Origin of the sequence: Corynebacterium sp. MSK071 (assembly GCF_030232125.1) — a bacterium.
GTDB lineage: Bacteria > Actinomycetota > Actinomycetes > Mycobacteriales > Mycobacteriaceae > Corynebacterium > Corynebacterium kefirresidentii.
In genome coordinates, this window is sequence record NZ_JASPJA010000008.1 from 76634 (window position 1) to 94815 (window position 18182).

Below are 18182 nucleotides of genomic sequence, written 5' to 3' on the forward strand. Positions count from 1 at the left end.
TATCTGTGAATCAATCAATGGTGGCTAAGGGGGTGAGCTGTGTGTCACTCTAGGGGGTATGACCAACGCTTCACCCATCGTGTCCTCAATCCGTAACCATACCGGAGTGATTGAACTCAACCGTCCCAAGGCTCTCAATTCCCTCACCCCGGAGATGGTAGAACTCATCGCGGCGTCGCTAGCGCAGTGGCGTGAAAACGATGAGGTGGAGCAGGTGCTTTTTCTCTCGGCCAGCCCAAAGGCATATTGCGCCGGTGGTGACGTCCGCTATGCCCGCGAAAGGGTCCTGGAAGGAAAATTAGGCGAAGTCGACACGTTCTTTGCGGATGAATACACCTTAAACGGCGATATCGCGGAGTATCCCAAGCCAGTTATCGCGCTCATCGATGGCATCGCTATGGGAGGTGGCCTGGGTATCTCCGCCCATGGATCCCATCGAGTAGTTACGGATAAGATCTTTGCTTCTATGCCAGAGATGAATATCGGCTACGTCACCGACGTAGGCATGGCCTATGCCGCCCAGCGCGCGGTGGGAACGCGCGGAAAGGCCTCGCCCGAGCTAGCGAAGTTCTGGGGTATTACCGGGTATCGCATGTACGCCGCAGACCTCCTGTGGAGTGGGTTGGCCACTCACTACGTGGCAGACGCAGAGGCTTTTGCTCACGCGGTAATTGAGCAGGGCATGGCCGCAGCGCTAACCCAGCACGCCACCGAACCCGCGGGTGAGCCCGCTTTGATTGAGCTTATTGATTCCATCGAAGACGCCTTCTCCCACGAGACCTGGCAGGATATCACCGCGGCCTTGGATAGTCACCCAGAGCTCAAGCAGCTGGTAGGGGAGCTGACTGCGCAGGCCTGCCCCACCTCTATCGTCGCAGCCATGGAGCTATTCCGCGCCGAGCAGGAGTGCAGCAGCGTGCGGGAGGCGCTGGACATGGAAACCAATCTGGGCGCCTTTATGTATCGGCGGGCGGACTTCGCCGAGGGAGTGCGTGCGGTTTTGGTAGACAAAACCAACGATGCAGCGTTTGAGCCAGCTGCGCTTGACGACGTCGACGTGGACGCCATCCGCAGCGCCCTACACGTCCACCCCGCGAAATGACGCGTAGGCGGCGCGGGCACGATCTGCATCGAGCCAATCGGGAGGGCTAACTTCTAACGTTGCCGCTGTGGCGGTGGGCGTAGGCTTGGGCAAGTGCAGCTCCGGCGCATCGAGGAGGACGAGGCCCACGCGGCCGTCGGAAAGCGTAGTGCCAGCCAGCGTCCAGATGCCAAGGATAGGCAAAGCCAGGTGGGGCAGTTGTTGCCTGCGCGCCAGCTGGAGCGGAAGGTGTGGGCGAACCAACTCGGGGACGACCTCGTTCATGCCAAAGCGTGCCAAACTGCCTGCCCACCGGGCGGCCGCAGAGTCCTTAAGCGAAGGATCGGCCCAAGCCCAGGTGAATTCCTCAGCGGATATGGTGGCTATAAGCACCGCCTTCGCCGCAAACTGCCCACCGCGATAGGACACGGTAGCGGTGGCCTTGTCTACATCGAGGTCAATTGTGGCGGCGGGGAAACGGCCCTGGAAATAGAGTTGGTTCTCCACACCGAGATAAAAGGCATCCTCGAGGATGCTGGTGGCGCTAAAACCCGGGGTGATGCTGGAAATCTTGTGCACGCCGTGGTCGGCTGGTTCGAAACACACCGTGGTGCCATCGGAAAAATGCACGTACGGCTCTTCCTCGGTGGAGTCCATGTCCAAGTAACGAGCAAGGGTGAGGGTAGGGGCCTTTTCATCCTCGTCCGCTCTGCTGTGCCGCAGGCCGTGCAGCAGGGCCTGGCGAAACTCCAGGCGAGGGTGAAAATCTACCGCAACGATAGCCACGTGCTCACCCTGCTGGGCCCGAAGTATCGGCATATTGCCCACGATGAGGGAAGCTAAAGCAATCATGCTTTCAGGGTCTCTCGTCATCGAGATACTCTGTGGCAAATCAGCACAATTCTCGGTGGCCGTGGTGGTCCAGTGCCAGGTGTCGGCAGAAATGACGGCTAGCCGCACGCCACGGAAATCAGAAACCTGCTGCGTGGAACTTATCCTCGCCTCCACTAGCTGATCGGTGACAAAATCGCCTTTACCATCCGTGGAGGGGCCGAGGAAATTAAATTCCACGTCGGTCGCCTTCCCAATGCGGTCTTGAAATGCGGCATTAACGCCCGCCTGAATGAAGCGGGCGTTATGCGCGGTGCTTGATATAGGGGCTTTCTTATCCATAACTACTGCCGAGCATACGGATTAAAGCGCCCATTAGGCTAGCTAGTCGATGGCGCGCACGGCAGCAAAGGCCGTGCGTACTATCTCATGCTTGGCGTGAGCACTCAGTGATTCTTCGGCCTGGGAGCGGCGGTGGATTTCTTTCATGCTCACCGCGGCGGCGCCCGCACAGGCCTGGAGGATGACCGCGACCTCAAAGCGCGATTTCTCCGGAACGCGTTGGTGGAAAGCTTCCAAAACCTGCTCGGATACGACCTGGAATTGTTGGCGCTCTTCGGTGGTATGGCTCAAGTTTTCTAAAGCCTCGCCGATAGTGAAAAGAGAGGTGATGGAATGCAACTCTTTTCCTTCATTTTCGGTGGCATCGAGCGTTACCTGTTCGAAGAATTCAGAAATGGATGAGTTAGGAAAGACGGTGGGCACTTCCTTAGAAAACTCGGCAAGCACATTGGTGCCAAAGGACAACAGCGCATCAGAAACCGAGGAGAAGTAGTTATGGAAGGTGCGCGGGGAAACCCCGACGGCGGCAGTTATGCCTGAAACCGTGGCAGCTTCAGCGCCACCCTCGAGGACGAGGCGCGCTGCCGCATCGGCCATGGCCTGACGAGTAGCTCGCTTCTTTTCTTCGCGCAGACTAGTCACGGTGTGTTTCGCCTACCTTTTCTCGTTGGGTGCGCAAGAGCTCCTCGCGCTCTGAGTGCAAAGCCTCTCCCTCAATATCCATGTTTGGGGTGATCTTATCCAACCAACGCGGGAACCACCATGCCTTCTTATCCAGCACAAACATGGTGGCTGGGATGATCATCATGCGGACCACGAAGGCGTCGATAAGCACGCCAGCAGCCAGGGCAAAGCCCATGGTCTTAATAAACGGCTCGTCCATCAAAATGAAGGCGGCGAAGACCGAAATCATAATCAGGGCCGCAGCGGTTACCACGCGGGCGCCGTGCTTAAAGCCATTGGAGGTAGCGTTGCCAGCCGTTTTGCCATTGACAAATCCCTCGCGCATGCGGGTGACCAAGAAAACCTGATAGTCCATGGCCAGGCCGAAGGTAAGGCCGATGAGCATGATGGGCAGGAAGGAAAGAAGCGGCTGCGGGTCATCGACGATGCCGAACATACCCTCCTGCCAAATGGCTACGGTGATGCCGAAGGTCGCGGCCATCGACAAAGCGAAGCCGGCTGCGGCGATAAGCGGTACCCAGATGGAGCGGAAGACCAGCATCAAGACGATGAAGGCCAAGCCCAGCACGATGGCTACATAAGGAATGAGCACGTTATTGAGGCGCTCAGAAATGTCATCGAAGATGGGGGTGATGCCGGTGATGCCATAAGAGCCGCCGGTCTTTTCAAACTCACCCTGGTAATCGCGCAGGTGGTTGAGGGTCTCGGTGGTTTCTTCATCGGTGGCGCCAGTGGTTGGCGTGATCATGATCTGTGCAGCATCACCGTTGTCAGTGGTCTGCACGATCTGGGCGTTTTCTACACCCGAAGTGCTATTGAATTCCTGCAGCAGGTTTTGGAACGCCGGCATGCGATCCTGTTCGGACACGTTAGCTACGTCAACGAAGGCGATCATTGGCGCATTGCGGCCTGGGCCAAAGGCATCTGCCGTAATCTCATAGGCCTCGCGCTGCGGGGTACCCGGCTTCGCGGTGCCATCGGTGGGCATGGCCAAGCGCAGCTGGGCGAATGGTACAGCCAGGATGCCCAGCAAGACGACGCCGGCGATAAGATGCAGCCACGGATGGGCGCGCACACGGCGCACCCAACGCAGACCCATGGTGGGCTTTTCGTCCTCTGGGTCCGGCACCTTGGGGCCGGGGACGCGGCCGGCAAAAATCTTGGTGCCCAAAAGTCCCAGCAGGGCAGGGATAAAGGTATTGGCAACGAGCACTGCGATGATGACCGTTGCTGCCGCGGCGATCGCCATGGTGCCCAGGAACGGAATGCCGATGATGGTCAGAGCGGCCAAGGCAATGACCACGGTGGTGCCGGCGAAGACGACGGAACCGCCCGCGGTACCCAGCGCCATGCCCATGGCGTGAGCACGGGTGGCCTTATCCATCTTCTTGAGCTCTGCGGCTAGTTCCTTAGGCGAAAGATCATTGAGGCCAGAGGAGGTAATGAGCTCATTGCGGAAACGGTTAACAATAAATAGTGCGTAATCGATGCCGACCGCCAAGCCGATCATGGAGGCCAAGGTCGGGGTCATATCGGAAATGGTATCCGTGAATACGGTGGAAACCTGCACGCCAAGGATGCCGATGCCCACACCGATGATGGCGGAAATAAGCGGCATGCCGGCGGCGACGAAGGAACCGAAGGTAATCAGCAGCACGATTGCGGCAACGATAAGGCCGATAATTTCGGCGCTGCCACCCATCTCTTGACCAGCGGAGTTAAAAGCATTGCCCTGGTACTTGACCGTGAGCTCGCCCTCGTCGTACTTTTTCAACACATCCGTTACCGCAGTCATATCCTCTTCCGGGATGTCCATGACAGCATCGGCGTCGAACGTAATAGTGACGGTATCGGTAGTTTTATCCTCGCTGAGAGGGGAGAGCTGTTGCAGGTTCTTCTTCACCTGCTCCTCCGGCATGTGCTGGGCCTTCATTTTTTCGCCCATTTGCTTTTCCATGCCAGCGGCGGCCATAACCGGGCTGACCAGCTTGTCTTGGTCCTTGAGCGCACCGGTGTCCTTGAGGTCACCGAGGAGGTTATCCACCTCGCCGGCCACCTGCTTATCGGTGAGGTCTTTGCCCTCCGGTGCTTGGATAACCACTGTGCCCTCGGGAGCGCTCATGGCGTCGGTGTCTTGGCCAAAGCGCTCCATCATCTTGTCTTGGGTGGTGGTCGAATCCATCTCCGGCATGGAGAAGTTGGGGTTCGGCGACTTGGCAAAGCCGGCGGTTAGGCCCACCATGGCCACCAAGACGATAAGCCAAAAGACCAGGAAGGGCCATACCTTGCGGTATGACCAACTTCCTAGTCGGTAGAGAAATTTAGACATATGCGTGCTTTCTAGTCGAGTGAACGGGCAATGTTATGCGCGCGGATAAGCGCGGATATGCGATCCGCGAGCAAAGATTGCATTTCATAAGAAACATTGCACAGTCTATGCAAAATTACTGAGTGTACGCAAAGGTACGTGTGGTGCATCATAAATTGACGCTCTCGAGAGATAAAACATTCAATCTCTGCAGCGTCGGAGATTTCGGCGTGGAGCGGTAGACTATCCGGCATGCTCCATGCCGTTAGTTTCGCCCTTTTGGATTCCGTTAATGCCTTGCTTATTGGCATCCTTGTGGCCATCGGCATCATCTTGCCCCGCGGTAAGTACCGGCGCATCGCCGCATTGGTGGTGGTAGGAGATTGGGTCGGGGTGCTCGTTGCAGCGGCCGTGGTCATGTTTTTGCTGCTTGGGGTAAAAGATCAAATTGAGGCCATTTTGAGCTCGCCCATTGCCGGCTGGGTGCTGGTCGCAGTTGGCATCGCCGTGGCTATCGGCTCGTGGCGCTCCAAAGGGAAACCCAACGCCTTGGTCAACCGGCTACTAGAGCCGCTCCGCACGCCGTCGCTGATTACGGCACTCATCGGCTTTGTGATGGGTGTGGTGCAATCACTGACCTCGGTGCCTTTTTATTACGGGCTCATGCACTTGGCCACAGAAGATATCTCTCCAGCAGCACAATATGGAGGCCTAGTGTGGTATGCCAGCCTAGCTCTATCCTTGCCTACCATCTGCGGCCTATTTATCGCTGTGGTGCGCGCACATCCCGATTCGGCGGCGGGCAGGCTTTTTGCCGCTGCCCGTGCCAATAGCACCCAAGTGGCGCTCTTTGGTGGTTACCTCGTGGCGATCTTTCTTATCCTCATGGGCGTATTGTCGCTCTAATCAAAGAGGACTTCATCCAGGCTTAATGCCTCATTAGATTGGCGCTGGGCGCACTCCACGTAGCGCGCCGCATGTGGGATGAAAGCTTCCGACTCCTCTGGGCTGAGTTCGCGGCGGACCTTGGCCGGCACGCCGACGGCGAGGCTGCGCGGCGGGATTTCTGTGCCCTCCAGTACCACGGCACCGGCGGCGATAAGCGAGCCCGCACCTATAGTGCAGCGCGAAAGTAGCGAGGAGGACATCCCAACTAAAGAACCTACCTCCACGTGTGCGGCGTGGACCATTGCCATGTGCCCCACCGTGACATCATCTTCCAGTACGCAGGGGGTATCTTCTTCCACGTGGAAGACACAGTTGTCCTGAATATTGCACCGCGCACCGATCCGAATTTCCCCAACATCACCGCGCAGCACGCTGCCATAAAACACGGAGGATTCCGGGCCGATTTCAACGTCTCCAATGATGGTGGCATTAGGGGCAATCCACGCGCTGCGATGGATGCGTGGCTTCTTTCCAGCAAAGGGCAACAGGAGCATGTGCGGATTCCTTTCAAAAGTTATTCGACTACTAAAGCCAAGGCGGGGGAGAGCTCATATTCGCCGGGGCGGGGAAGGTGGTCTAAGAGGGCGTCGGCAAGCGCGGGCGTAAGCGGAATAACCCAGCCGCGCCGGGGATCCTTGATGGGCAGGGCATCCTTCTTCGCAGCCGGGAAATGAACCGTTGCGGTGGGAGAAACCAGGGTGGCCGACTCGCGGGAGCGGGCTATCTCGCGCAGAACCTCCGCGCCGGGCTGATTGGTGACCACTATGATCAATGAGCCGGCGGTGTGGATTTCCAGCCTTTCCACCTGGGCAGTGGGGGCAGTGGAATCGGGGTGCGCTAAGCGCGGGGACTGCGTGCCGGTGAGCCGAGCAAGTGCATCTTTTAATCCCATAAGCCTCTAGCCTAGTGAGCGCGCACGGTAACGGTGTGGCCGCGCTCTAGATCGAAGTAGGTGCGTTGTCCCGTGGCGGCAACGTGCTCGCGAGCGAGAGATTCGTCTTGGGTAACCGACGTAGCAAAAAATACTAAAGGGCCGCCTGGGTGGCGCCAGGTACTGAAATAGCGTGCGCCCTCTCGCCTGGCTCGTGCGAGGGCTGTGCGTATCGCGTCCGGAGTGGGCTCATCTGCTTTCAGTAGCGCCGTTGCGGTAGGGGCGTAGGCAAACCCGGTGCGGGGTTGCTGGCCGGTTTCGATATCGAAGGTGCCTTCCTCGTCCGCGAGTAATTGCCGGAAAATGCGCTTCATTGGGTCCAGCGTAGTATGGGGCATCATGATTGACGCTAAGAACACCGCACTCGTTATCGAAGGCGGCGGCATGCGCAATTCCTATACCGCCGCCTGCATGGTTAAGCTCATCGAAGAAGGCGTGGACTTTGGTTGGGTAGGCGGTGTTTCAGCCGGGGCATCCCACACCGTTAATTATTTATCGCGCGATGCTCGGCGTGCGGAAGAGTCGTTTACGGACTTTGCCAAGAATCCTAGTTTTGGCGGTGTGGGGTCGCTGGTGCGTGGAACGGGCTATTTTAATGCGGAATATATCTACGAGCGCGCCGCGGATAAGGATCTGCCTTTTGATTGGACGGCTTACCGCGAGCACCCGGCCGATATGGTGCTGGCGGCAGCGCGGGCGGATACCGGCGAGTCCGTTTATTGGACTCGCGAGGATGTCCACACCCCAGAGGATCTTTTTGTGCGGGTGCGAGCCTCTTCCACGCTCCCGCTGATTATGCCGATGCGTTTTATTGACGGCGCTCCCTATGTCGACGGCGCTTTAGGCTCTTCCGGCGGCATTACCATCGCGCAAGCGGAGGAGGCCGGCTACGAGAAGTTCCTTTTCATCGGTACTAAGCCGCGTGGGTATGTACGTCCTGAGGTGGCGCGCCCGGCCTTAATCCGCCGCATCTTCCGCAGGTACCCCGCTATTGCCGACGCCCTGATAGCCCGCCCCGCTATCTACAATGCCGCCAAGGACCGCCTTGTGGAATTGGAACGCCAAGGCAAGGCCCAGCTATTTTTTCCGGAGGACATGCAGGTCGTCTCTACCGAGCGCAATGTGCACAAGCTGAGCGCGAATTATCAGGCGGGCAAAGCCCAGACCTATACGGAGTGGCCGCGGTGGAAGGAATTCCTCCTCGACTAGTTCACTTTGGATAGTTGCTGTGAGATGTACCGCTGCTGGGGGTGGTCGGTCGACGGTGAAACTGGTCTAAGCAGTAGCGATGCCGAGTGCAGGCTTTGAAGAAAGTGTCTTTCACGTGGCACTTTGCTGGAAAATGCCTAAACTATTCCAGCGTGTTAGCAATTTTTGATGGAAATATATGGCTGAGCATCTTTTTCATAGTGCTGCTCGGCACGTTATTTGGCATGATTCCTTTCGGGCCGCTGCGCTTTGGCGCGGCCGGCACGCTTTTTGTGGGTTTGGCCCTCGGCTCGTTTATTGACCTGGACAAAGACATCCTAAGCTCCCTGCAAGAGCTGGGCTTGGGACTCTTTATTTATATGCAGGGGCTCTCCGCTGGTGAGCGCTTCTTCAAGGGCTTTTCCAAGCAGATGAAGCACATGCTCACTGCTACAATTGCGATTATTGTGGCTGCAGGTGCAGCCATGGTCTTTGGGGGCATGCTGGGGCTGGACACCCTAGCTTCCGTTGGCGTATTCGCCGGCGCCACGACCTCGACGCCGTCGCTGGCAGTTGCCCAGCAACAAACCGGTGAAGAGCTACCCGCCGTGGGCTACTCGCTGGGCTATCCCGTGGGCGTGGCGGTGGCCATTTTGGTCGTGGCATTCCTGCTCAAGCAGAATTGGCCCGCCAAGCACGATAAGGACAATTCTGCCTCCAAGATCTTCCGTTCCCGCACCATTCGCGTTACCAAAGACGTGAACTACGATGATTTGGAAGAACAGTTCAAGGATCACTTTGTTATCGCTACCATTCGCCGCGGTAATAAGGTCCGGGTTGCCGGCGATCGCCCCGAATTGCACAAGGGCGATATCCTGCGCGTGATGGTCACCAAGGCTAAGGCCCGTGAGCTCACCCAAATGCTGGGCAAGCGCCAGCCGCAGACTCCGTTCGTGGATAAGCGCCTGGTCATCGAAACCGTGGCGGTATCTAACCAGGATATTGCCGGTCGCACCGTAGAGGAGTTGAACCTGTTTTCTCGCTATGGCGGCCGCATCGTGCGCGTACAGCGTGGCGACGAGGAGTTCCTAGCCAATAATGAAACCCACTTGGCCTCTGGCGATACGCTGGAGCTCATCGTGAAGTTTGACCGTTTGGGCGATATCCGGGATTACTTCGGTGACTCCGTTAAGTCCTACTCCGAGTTGAACTGGGTGGCACTAGGCGGCGGTCTTTTCTTGGGCTACCTGCTCGGCCAGGTCGTAATACCGATGCCGGGAGGCGCTTCCTTCGAACTGGGCTTTGCACTCGGACCGCTGATTACCGGCCTGATCCTCGGCGCGCTGCACCGCACCCGCCGCATCCCGTGGCAGGTTCCGGCCTCCATTAATACCGCCTTCCAGCAGTGGGGCCTCGTCATCTTCTTGGCATCCGTGGGCCTATCTTCTGGTGAGGCATTCCTGTCCACCGCATTCTCCTGGATGGGGCTGAAGTGCATGATCCTTGCTGCCATTGTTACCTCGGTGGCTGCTGTGTTTTTCGCCGTGGCGAATCGCTTCATGGGGCAATCTGAAACTCGCACCGTCGGCGGACTCTCCGGCATTTTTGCCCAGCCAGCCGTAGTCAATTACGCCACGGGGCTTAGCTCCGACTCACGTATTATGATCGGCTACGCCGCCACGATTGTGGTGGCACAGGTGGTCAAAATCGCCGTTGTCCCAGTGATGTTGATGCTTTAACCGGGCAACCGAACAAGGCCGCTTCCCAAGAATGGGAAGCGGCCTTTTGCTTGTCTTGTAGAGAAAAGAAAGCAGTGCTGCTTTAATCCGCCACCAGCGTTTCCATGGTCAGCTCTGGGTGTTCTTTCTCAATGAAGGCGAGCTTCCACTTGTCACCAAAGAGCGCGATGAGCTCGCCGTCTTGGCGGGTGAAAATTTCCACGCCACGCTGACGGCCAAGCTCTGGGGCGGATTCGGCATCGGTGCGGCGAGCTACGGAATAGGGGATAGGCTCGGTGACGGTTTCCACGTTGTATTCGAACTCCATGCGGGCCTGCATAACCTCGAACTGCATGGGGCCGACCGCCGCCATGACCGGCGAGGCATCGCCACGGGCTTCGTTCTTGAGAATCTGAACCACGCCCTCGGCTGCTAGCTGATCCAGGCCCTTGCGGAAGGCCTTGTACTTGCCCAGCGACTTCGCGCGCAGAATCTGGAAAGCCTCCGGGGCGAATTGTGGCATCGGCTTGAACTGGACCTTTTTGCCGGAATAGATGGTGTCACCAGGGGCGAGTGAGCCGGCGTTGACCAGACCCACGATATCGCCGGGATAGGCGGTGTCCACGGTATCGCGTGTGCGGCCGAAGACGGTCAGGGCATACTTGGTGGAAAAGCTGCGGCCAGACTGGGCGTGGTGCACCTGCATGCCGCGCTCAAACTCGCCGGAGACCACGCGCATGAAGGCCAAATTATCGCGGTGCTTTTGGTCCATGCCTGCCTGAACCTTAAAGACGACGCCGGAGAAATCATCGCTTACTTCGCGGACCTCATCGATAGCACTGGTGGCAGCCTCAACCGCTTTAGGATCAGATTCGCGCGAGTGCGGGGCCGGGGCAATGGCACACAGCGTATCCAGGATTTGGTGCACACCAAAGTTCAGCATCGCAGAGGCAAAAATGAGTGGGGAAGTCACGCATTGCTCAAAAAGCTCCTGATCATGCAGGGCACCATCGGCGGCGAGGAGCTCGGCCTCTTCGACCGCGGTTTCCCATACATCTGCTTCCTTCTCACCGGCGGCATCCGGATCGAAGTGCTCTTCTGGAGCAATGGTGGAACCGCCAGCGGTGCGGATAAAATGGATATACTCATCGGCCTCGCCGTCGTCATTGATATGCGCCAGACCGCGGAAATCACCGGCTATGCCCACCGGCCAGTACAGCGGAGTGGGCTGCAGCTGGATTTCGTTGACGATCTCATCGACGAGCTCCAAGGGCTCGCGGCCTACACGGTCCCACTTATTGATCACGGTGACGATGGGCAAGCCGCGGGCCTTGCAGACGCGGAAGAGCTTGAGGGTCTGGGGCTCGAGGCCCTTGGCGGCGTCGATAAGCATGACTGCCGCATCTACCGCGGTGAGCACGCGGTAGGTGTCTTCCGAAAAGTCCGCGTGGCCTGGGGTATCAACCAGGTTGATCATGTAGGGCTCGCCCTCGTGTCCCTCGGGCGCATACTCGAACTGCAGCGCTGAGGAAGCCACGGAAATACCGCGGTCCTTCTCCATGTCCATCCAGTCAGACACGGTGGACTTGCGGTTGCCCTTGCCGTGGACCGCGCCGGCCTCGTTAATAACGTGTGCGTGTAGCGCCAGCGCCTCCGTCAGCGTGGACTTACCAGCATCCGGGTGGGCGATGACGGCAAACGTGCGGCGGCGCGAGGCCTCAGAAACGACAGAACTCATGCGGCATAGTCTAGTGGGTTTGCGCTACCGCTCCACATTGAGGCGGCGCCCCAAATCATCAAAGACGCGGCGGGCTACCGATAGCTTCTTCGCAATGGGACGCTGCAGGCCGGGTTTGCGCTTGTCGTTGTAGTATTCGCCGGATTCGAAGTGGATGCCTTCCGTGCCGGTCAGGTAGTAAGCGAGGTTATCGCCGCCTTCGGCAGGCTTGCCAAAGGTTTTGCCGATCAGTCCGGAATATATTTTGGACATCATGCCAGTCGAGGACTTGGAGAAGTCCGTGGCCAGCACGCCCGGGTGGAAAGAGACTGCATTAAGCCCGTGGGCATCGAAATAGCGGGTAAGCAGGATATCCCCCAACTTCGCGTTGCCATAAGCACGCTCGGGGCTAAAGCGCTCCACAGTATCGGGATAGTTTGGCTCAAAGTAGGACATGAGAAAATTGGCCAGCGAAGCGGTCTGGACCACGTTGGCAGAATCTGCGCGCAGCTTCTCGCGCAGCAAAGAGGTCAACAGGAAAGGCGCAACCACGTTGACCTGCCAGGTGCGCTCAAATCCATCAGCAGTGGTGGAGGGGCCATCGAAAATGCCGCCAGCATTATTGCCTAGCGCATGGATATGCTCCAGCTCGCTCAACTCTCCAGCCAGGCGGCGCACCTGCCCCAAAGACTCGAAATCGGCAAGGAAGTACTGGCCGCCCACTTCCTGTGCCACCGCGCGAGTCTTTTCCGGGTTGCGGCCAATAATAACCAGGTTGTCTTGCGGGCGGGTGCGGTGCAACTGGCGTGCGGCCGCGGCGCCCAGCCCGCCCGATGCGCCCGTAATCACAATCGTCTTGGCAGTGCTATGTGGCGAAGTCATAGCCCCAATCTTAACTTCGCGGCGGGGGTGGTGCCTGCTAGCAGTTTCCTTGCACCCCAAGCAGGTCTATACTTCCGCTCGTGAAACATCTGCTTTCCATACGGCAGTGGGGACCGGCGCGCTTAACCGCCGCCGGCTTTCTTTTGCTCATTTTGCTGGGAACGGTTTTGCTCATGCTACCGTTCGCCGAGGCCGGCACCGCCCGCGCTTCTTTTCTGTCTGCGCTTTTTACCGCTACGTCTGCGGTATCGCTAACCGGACTTATCGTGGTGGATACCGGTAGTTTTTGGAGCCCGGCCGGCCAAGTGATCATCTTGGCACTCATCCAACTGGGTGGCTTGGGCATCATGTCCCTGGCCTCGCTATCCGGCCTGCTTTTTACCGGCCGGATTAGCTTCAAAGCACGCAAAACGGGCGCCTATGAGGGGCGCCCCATTGCTCCTGGCGGAATTCGCAAGACGCTGATTTTTACCTTTGCCTTTACCGCCGTGGCAGAGATCATCATCGCTCTCATCGTGGCTGCGCGGTTGATGATTGGCTATGGTCATTCCTTTCCGCGCGCGGTATGGGAAGGCATCTTTCACGCCATTTCTGCATTCAATAACGCGGGATTTAGCACCAACAGCGATAACCTAGTGCCCTTTGTTGCAGATGCCTGGATTCTGCTGCCCTTAGCCGCCGCACTGATCGGTGGCGGCTTGGGATTTCCGGTATGGGCGGAGCTGGTGCGCCTCGTGCGCCGCAACCGTTACGTGGTCCACCGCATCTCCATTACCGCGCGCATGACTCTGGTTGCTACGACCGTGCTCTTGGTAGCGGGTGCGGTCTTTTTCGCCTGCATGGAATGGACCGGACTGTTGTCGTCCATGTCGCTGGGAGAAAAATTGCTCAACTCTTTCTTTGCCAGTGCATCTCCGCGCACGGCCGGCTTTAATGCCATCGATTACGGGCAGGCTCACCCCATTACCCTGATGGGCACCGATATTTTGATGTTCATCGGCGGCGGGTCTGCCGGTACCGCCGGCGGCATCAAGGTCACCACCGCGTGCGTGCTCTTGGCGGCGATGGCGGCTGAGTTCACTGGGCGCGAAACCACGACCATCGGGCACCGCAGCCTTCCGCGCTCGGTAACCCGCCAGGCCCTGGCTTTGAGCTTTGCCGGAGTCATGGTGGTCACACTCGGCGTGGCGGCCCTGCGCTTTTTTGATCCGGAATTCAGTGGTGACCAAGTCTCTTTCGAAGTACTCTCCGCATTCGCTACGGTGGGTTTGTCCACCGGAATTACCGCCAGCCTATCTGCACCCTCGCAGATAGTGCTGTGCCTCATCATGTACCTGGGCCGTGTTGGCCCAACCACCTTGGTAGCGGCGCTGGCGGCAAAAACCGTAAGTCGGCGTTTTAGCTATCCCGAAGAAAGGCCGTTCCTTGGCTAATATTCTCAAGGCGCTGGGCCGCACCCGCGCCGGCATCGATATTCCACCCGTCGTCGTCATCGGCTTGGGACGCTTTGGCTCCTCGCTAGCCCATGAGTTGATGGCCAATGGCGTTGAGGTCCTTGGCATCGACTCCAGCGAAAAGCGCGTGCGCGAGGAAGCGCCTTACCTCACTGAGACCATTGCAGCAGATACTACTGACCCGGAAGCCTTACGTCAGCTGGGCGTGGAGGAAGTCGAGCGCGTCATCGTTGCTATCGGCTCCCACCTAGAAGACTCCATTCTTACCGCATCTAACCTGGTGGAGCTGGGGGTGAAAGATATCTGGGCCAAGGCAGATTCAGAGGCGCATGCGCGCATTTTGAGCCAGATTGGCACCCACCACGTCATCCGGCCAGAGCGAGATACGGGCCGCCGCGTGGCCTACCTTTTGGGCGGGCGTTTCCGGGATTTTGCGGAGATTGCCACCGACTATGGCGTGACCCAAATGGCCGTTCCTAGCTCATTGGTGGGCCGACCGCTCGACCTTTCCGCCATCTGGCGCACCCACCGCGTGCAATTGGTTTCGGTGCGTTGTGCGGAAGGGCAGTGGGCCCCGCTTGCCGACGCCACCGAACTTGCCCCCACCGATTTCATCGTCGCCGCCGGCAGCCCGCAGGCCCTAGAGAAATTCTCCCAGTGCTAGCGCGAGTGGTTAACGCGAGTGGATCTGGTTTTGGGCTTTGCTTAGCCCTTCGGTCACGATGAGCCGAGCCGCCTTAGCTGCAGTGGCAATGGCGTCGTCAAAGTCCGCGCCGGTATCCACCGGGCCTAATACATAGTCTGGAATCGACGAGCCCTTGGGCGGCCGTGCAATGCCAATTCGTACACGCAAGTAGTCGCGCGTGCCTAAGCGCTCGGTGAGGGACTTTAGCCCGTTGTGCCCGTTTTCATTGCCACCCTGCTTGAGCCGGACCTTATTGGCCGGCAGATCGAGCTCATCGTGGAGGACAATCACATGGTCTGGAGCGATTCCTAATTGCTGCGCTAGCGGTGCCACAGGATCCCCCGACAGGTTCATAAAGGTGCCCGAACGCACGGCAAGTACTTTGTGGCCCTCCCAATTAAGTGAAGCTACCTGCAGATCTAGCCCGCGCACCGGTTCGAGGACATCTCCGCCTGCAGCCAGTAGATCGTCGATGGCCATATAGCCCACATTGTGGCGGGTAGCGGCATACTTCGCGCCGGGGTTGCCCAAGCCCACGATAAGCCAGTCTGCCTCAAGCTCGGACGGTGTGAGTCCTAGTTGCGGCTTATCCTTCGAGCCAAAGATCCGCGCGAAAAAATCTCCTAAAGCTGCCACTGCGCTAGCTTCCTCTCTCGGTAGGGTGGGGTGGTATGAGTCAGGTTATTAGCTCCCTTTCCCGTAGCGTAATTCCCGCGCCAATGGCCGGTGGCCCCACCACCCCGGAACTGGTGCACGCAGCTTATGCGGCTGGGTCTTTCGGCACCCTAGGTTTGGGCTCTGCCAGCATCGACTCTGCTCGCACACAGATAGAACAGTGCGCCGGAATTCCGTTCGGGGTGAATCTCTTTTGCCCACAGGAACCACTTACCGAGCCGTACTTGGCAGCCGCACGCGAGCTGGCTCAAGCAGAAAACCAGCCGCTACCCGAGCCCGACTATTCCTTTGGCTATGAAGAAAAGCTGGAGCTAGCCCTGCGCGGCGGCGCCCGGGTGGTGTGGTCCATGTTTGGAACCTTCACACCCGAACAGATAGAGCGAATCCACGCTGCGGGCGCAGAGGCGTGGACCACCGTTACCACCCCTACGGAGGCAATTGCGGCCGCACGTGGCGGCGTCGACGTGCTCTGCGTCCAAGGTCCGGCGGCTGGTGGACACCGTGGAACATGGGAGCTTTCCGCAACCCCGGATTCCCGGGGCCTAGAAGAGCTAGTAGCCGATGTGCGCGCCGCTTCTCCAGAACTTCCCCTTATCGCAGCCGGTGGCCTGCGCACCGCGGCTGATGTAGCCAACGCTATGTCCTGGAGCGGAGTTGCCGCCTGCTCTTGCGGGTCCGCCTTTTTGCTCGCTGCCGAGGCTGGCACGAGCGACTATAACCGGCAGCTTCTTCGCCGTGGTGGGAAAACCGTGTCCACCCGTGCATTCTCAGGCCGCTTCGCCCGCGGTTTGGAGACCGAGTACACCCGGAGACACCCTGACTTGCCCCCGGTCTACCCACTTTTGAATCCGGTCCTAAAGAAACGCCGTGCGCAGCACGATGATGCCGTATCCTACTGCCTCGTAGGTACAGAGGTAGGCAAAATAAACGGGGGTACTGCGGCCGACATCCTTAACCGACTATGCCAAAACCCACACTAGTAGGCGCTAATATTTAGGTTTGAAGATTTAATGCCACCCCCGTGACAGAAAAGGAATGAATTTCGTGACTGCGAACGCACATGTTGGCCATGATGATTGGAACGAGCGTCTCGAGCTGGCGCAGCAGATGATTCCACTCATCCACCAGCTGCACCGCAACAATAACGTTGTCACCACCATCTTCGGCCGCCCGCTGGTGGGCCAGACGGATATCGACATCATCAAGTCCCACCGCTACGGCCGCCGCATTGCGCAGCGCCACCTGTCCACGGCGGAGACCCTGCCAATCCTGGTGGAATTGGCGGACATGAACCTAGGCGCCGCCAGCGTTGACCTCGGCCGCTTGGTACTGGGCTGGGAGGAGTCCAACGAGGAAAACCTCCGCATGTACCTGGAAGGCGAGCTATGCGAGATCGTCGGTGCAGGCGTGGATTTGGAAACCACCGACGTCGTCCTCTATGGCTTTGGTCGCATTGGCCGACTGCTTGCCCGCCTGCTCGTCGCCCGCGAGGCAGCCTATGGTGGAGTCCGCCTGCGCGGCATCGTCCTGCGCAAGAAGGGCGATGGGGACATCCTCAAGCGCGCCTCCTTGCTGCGCCGCGATTCCGTCCACGGCGCCTTCAACGGCACCATCTCCGTGGATGAGGAAAACGAGGTCATCTGGGCCAACGGCACCAAGATCCAGATGATCTACGCTAACGATCCCTCCGAGATTGACTACACCTCTTATGGCATCAACGATGCCATCTTGGTAGATAACACTGGCGCGTGGCGCGACCGCGAGGGCTTGTCCCAGCACCTCAAGGCCAAGGGCATCTCTCGTGTGCTTTTGACTGCACCGGGCAAGGGCGATATCAAGAACATCGTCTACGGCATCAATAACGAAAAGATCACCGATGAGGATCAGATCCTCTCCGCCGCGTCCTGCACCACCAACGGCATCACCCCAGTACTCAAGGTCATCAATGACCGCTACGGCGTAACCCACGGCCACGTGGAAACGGCGCACTCGTTTACCAATGACCAGAACCTCATCGATAACTACCACAAGGGTGATCGCCGTGGCCGCGCCGCGGGCCTGAACATGGTGCTTACCGCCACCGGTGCAGCTAAGGCTGTGTCTAAGGCCCTGCCGGAGTTCGAAGGCAAGCTCACCGGCAACGCCATCCGCGTTCCTACCCCGGACGTGTCTATGGCCGTGCTTAACCTTGAACTGGAAAAGGAAGTAGACCGCGAAGAGGTCAACGACTTCCTGCGCAACGTTTCGCTGCACTCTGACTTGCGTCAGCAGATTTCCTATATCGCCTCCCCAGAGGTTGTTTCCTCTGACTTCATCGGCAATACCCACGCTGGCATTGTCGACGGTGTTGCCACCATCGCCTCCGGCAAGCACCTCGTGCTTTATGTGTGGTACGACAACGAGTTCGGTTACTCCAACCAGGTAGTACGCATCGTAGAAGAGCTGGCGGGTACCCGCCCGGTTGTTCTGCCGAAGCGCGTTTCTCCTGCTGAGCTTTAAGGCTCAATGATTTTAAGCCCGCGGTTATCCGCGGGCTTAAGTCGTTTTCCAGGGCTTAGGGCTAAACGTTTGTGATTCAGCGTGTTGGTGGGGTTAGATTTGGTTTTCTTGGATGCTGATTGAATGGTTGGGGCACCCCAGCCGGTGTAGCTGGGGCCCGACCCCGGAAAGTAGACACGTCGGGGGTTAGCTATGCTGCTTGGGGCACTTCATCTTTACTTGCTGACGCTGATGCTCTC

The 18182-nt window shown here is 58.4% G+C and carries 17 protein-coding genes; 8 read left to right on the forward strand and 9 right to left on the reverse strand.

From position 1 onward, the window contains the following. Positions 1-58 precede the first annotated feature (58 nt). Complete coding sequence (locus QP990_RS08155) at positions 59-1102, forward strand: 3-hydroxyisobutyryl-CoA hydrolase (protein ID WP_284798996.1); 1044 nt, start codon at positions 59-61, stop codon at positions 1100-1102. Here QP990_RS08155 and QP990_RS08160 read toward each other — a convergent pair. Genes QP990_RS08160 through QP990_RS08170 form a run of 3 tightly spaced genes read right to left on the reverse strand, consistent with a single transcriptional unit; the run spans position 1079 to position 5267 of the window. Then, the gene (locus QP990_RS08160) at positions 1079-2254 is read right to left on the reverse strand and encodes a DUF6882 domain-containing protein (RefSeq protein WP_239207992.1); all 1176 of its coding nucleotides are present in this window, start codon (positions 2252-2254) and stop codon (positions 1079-1081) included. The genes QP990_RS08155 and QP990_RS08160 overlap by 24 nt on opposite strands. Before the next feature lie 42 nt (positions 2255-2296). After that, entirely contained in the window at positions 2297-2896 is a 600-nt protein-coding gene (locus QP990_RS08165; protein ID WP_284798999.1) for a TetR/AcrR family transcriptional regulator, read from the reverse strand. After that, on the reverse strand, positions 2889-5267 hold the full coding sequence (locus QP990_RS08170) for an MMPL family transporter (RefSeq protein WP_284799002.1): 2379 nt from the start codon (positions 5265-5267) through the stop codon (positions 2889-2891). The genes QP990_RS08165 and QP990_RS08170 overlap by 8 nt, the downstream gene beginning before the upstream one ends. A 231-nt stretch (positions 5268-5498) precedes the next feature. Here QP990_RS08170 and QP990_RS08175 point away from each other — a divergent pair, with 231 nt between their 5' ends. Further along, positions 5499-6152 (forward strand): hypothetical protein, encoded by a 654-nt coding sequence (locus tag QP990_RS08175; RefSeq protein WP_200287906.1) that lies wholly within the window; start codon positions 5499-5501, stop codon positions 6150-6152. On the opposite strand, the gene QP990_RS08180 is transcribed toward QP990_RS08175, so the two are convergent. From QP990_RS08180 to QP990_RS08190, 3 genes are read right to left on the reverse strand one after another with little or no spacing between them, the layout of a single operon-like run. Next, entirely contained in the window at positions 6149-6688 is a 540-nt protein-coding gene (locus QP990_RS08180) for a gamma carbonic anhydrase family protein (RefSeq protein ID WP_200287904.1), read from the reverse strand. The genes QP990_RS08175 and QP990_RS08180 overlap by 4 nt on opposite strands. A 20-nt stretch (positions 6689-6708) precedes the next feature. After that, the gene (locus QP990_RS08185; RefSeq protein WP_200287902.1) at positions 6709-7086 is read right to left on the reverse strand and encodes a hypothetical protein; all 378 of its coding nucleotides are present in this window, start codon (positions 7084-7086) and stop codon (positions 6709-6711) included. Between the two features lie 11 nt (positions 7087-7097). After that, the gene (locus tag QP990_RS08190) at positions 7098-7439 is read right to left on the reverse strand and encodes a hypothetical protein (RefSeq protein ID WP_234288113.1); all 342 of its coding nucleotides are present in this window, start codon (positions 7437-7439) and stop codon (positions 7098-7100) included. A gap of 25 nt (positions 7440-7464) precedes the next feature. On the opposite strand from QP990_RS08190, the gene QP990_RS08195 reads away from it, so the two are divergent. Then, the gene (locus tag QP990_RS08195) at positions 7465-8334 is read left to right on the forward strand and encodes a patatin family protein (protein WP_259824449.1); all 870 of its coding nucleotides are present in this window, start codon (positions 7465-7467) and stop codon (positions 8332-8334) included. Between the two features lie 152 nt (positions 8335-8486). Continuing rightward, positions 8487-10052, forward strand: coding sequence for a TrkA C-terminal domain-containing protein (locus QP990_RS08200; RefSeq protein WP_284799011.1), 1566 nt, complete (start codon positions 8487-8489; stop codon positions 10050-10052). 82 nt (positions 10053-10134) lie between these two features. Here the strand turns inward: QP990_RS08200 and QP990_RS08205 are convergent, their stop codons facing one another. Together QP990_RS08205 and QP990_RS08210 are read right to left on the reverse strand one after the other, a co-directional pair. Further along, entirely contained in the window at positions 10135-11769 is a 1635-nt protein-coding gene (locus tag QP990_RS08205) for a peptide chain release factor 3 (protein ID WP_239207997.1), read from the reverse strand. Positions 11770-11793: 24 nt separating this feature from the next. Continuing rightward, positions 11794-12630, reverse strand: a complete 837-nt coding sequence (locus QP990_RS08210; protein ID WP_284799013.1) for an SDR family NAD(P)-dependent oxidoreductase — start codon at positions 12628-12630, stop codon at positions 11794-11796. Positions 12631-12710: 80 nt separating this feature from the next. Here QP990_RS08210 and QP990_RS08215 point away from each other — a divergent pair, with 80 nt between their 5' ends. After that, entirely contained in the window at positions 12711-14063 is a 1353-nt protein-coding gene (locus tag QP990_RS08215; protein WP_023021932.1) for a TrkH family potassium uptake protein, read from the forward strand. Further along, positions 14056-14748 (forward strand): TrkA family potassium uptake protein, encoded by a 693-nt coding sequence (locus tag QP990_RS08220; protein ID WP_023021931.1) that lies wholly within the window; start codon positions 14056-14058, stop codon positions 14746-14748. Before QP990_RS08215 ends, QP990_RS08220 begins: the two co-directional genes overlap by 8 nt. A 9-nt stretch (positions 14749-14757) precedes the next feature. On the opposite strand, the gene pth is transcribed toward QP990_RS08220, so the two are convergent. Next, positions 14758-15405 (reverse strand): aminoacyl-tRNA hydrolase, encoded by a 648-nt coding sequence (gene pth, locus QP990_RS08225; RefSeq protein ID WP_239207999.1) that lies wholly within the window; start codon positions 15403-15405, stop codon positions 14758-14760. Between the two features lie 35 nt (positions 15406-15440). On the opposite strand from pth, the gene QP990_RS08230 reads away from it, so the two are divergent. Together QP990_RS08230 and QP990_RS08235 are read left to right on the forward strand one after the other, a co-directional pair. Beyond that, entirely contained in the window at positions 15441-16424 is a 984-nt protein-coding gene (locus QP990_RS08230; RefSeq protein ID WP_259824442.1) for a nitronate monooxygenase, read from the forward strand. 64 nt (positions 16425-16488) lie between these two features. Then, positions 16489-17943, forward strand: coding sequence for a glyceraldehyde-3-phosphate dehydrogenase (locus QP990_RS08235; RefSeq protein ID WP_375545473.1), 1455 nt, complete (start codon positions 16489-16491; stop codon positions 17941-17943). Positions 17944-18182 lie beyond the last annotated feature (239 nt).

Coding starts and splice junctions, on each gene's coding strand:
- QP990_RS08155 (WP_284798996.1), top strand. CDS start 59: ATGACCAACGCTTCACCCATCGTGTCCTCAATCCGTAACCATACCGGA.
- QP990_RS08160 (WP_239207992.1), bottom strand. CDS start 2,254: ATGGATAAGAAAGCCCCTATATCAAGCACCGCGCATAACGCCCGCTTC.
- QP990_RS08170 (WP_284799002.1), bottom strand. CDS start 5,267: ATGTCTAAATTTCTCTACCGACTAGGAAGTTGGTCATACCGCAAGGTA.
- QP990_RS08175 (WP_200287906.1), top strand. CDS start 5,499: ATGCTCCATGCCGTTAGTTTCGCCCTTTTGGATTCCGTTAATGCCTTG.
- QP990_RS08180 (WP_200287904.1), bottom strand. CDS start 6,688: ATGCTCCTGTTGCCCTTTGCTGGAAAGAAGCCACGCATCCATCGCAGC.
- QP990_RS08185 (WP_200287902.1), bottom strand. CDS start 7,086: ATGGGATTAAAAGATGCACTTGCTCGGCTCACCGGCACGCAGTCCCCG.
- QP990_RS08190 (WP_234288113.1), bottom strand. CDS start 7,439: ATGAAGCGCATTTTCCGGCAATTACTCGCGGACGAGGAAGGCACCTTC.
- QP990_RS08195 (WP_259824449.1), top strand. CDS start 7,465: ATGATTGACGCTAAGAACACCGCACTCGTTATCGAAGGCGGCGGCATG.
- QP990_RS08205 (WP_239207997.1), bottom strand. CDS start 11,769: ATGAGTTCTGTCGTTTCTGAGGCCTCGCGCCGCCGCACGTTTGCCGTC.
- QP990_RS08210 (WP_284799013.1), bottom strand. CDS start 12,630: ATGACTTCGCCACATAGCACTGCCAAGACGATTGTGATTACGGGCGCA.
- QP990_RS08230 (WP_259824442.1), top strand. CDS start 15,441: ATGAGTCAGGTTATTAGCTCCCTTTCCCGTAGCGTAATTCCCGCGCCA.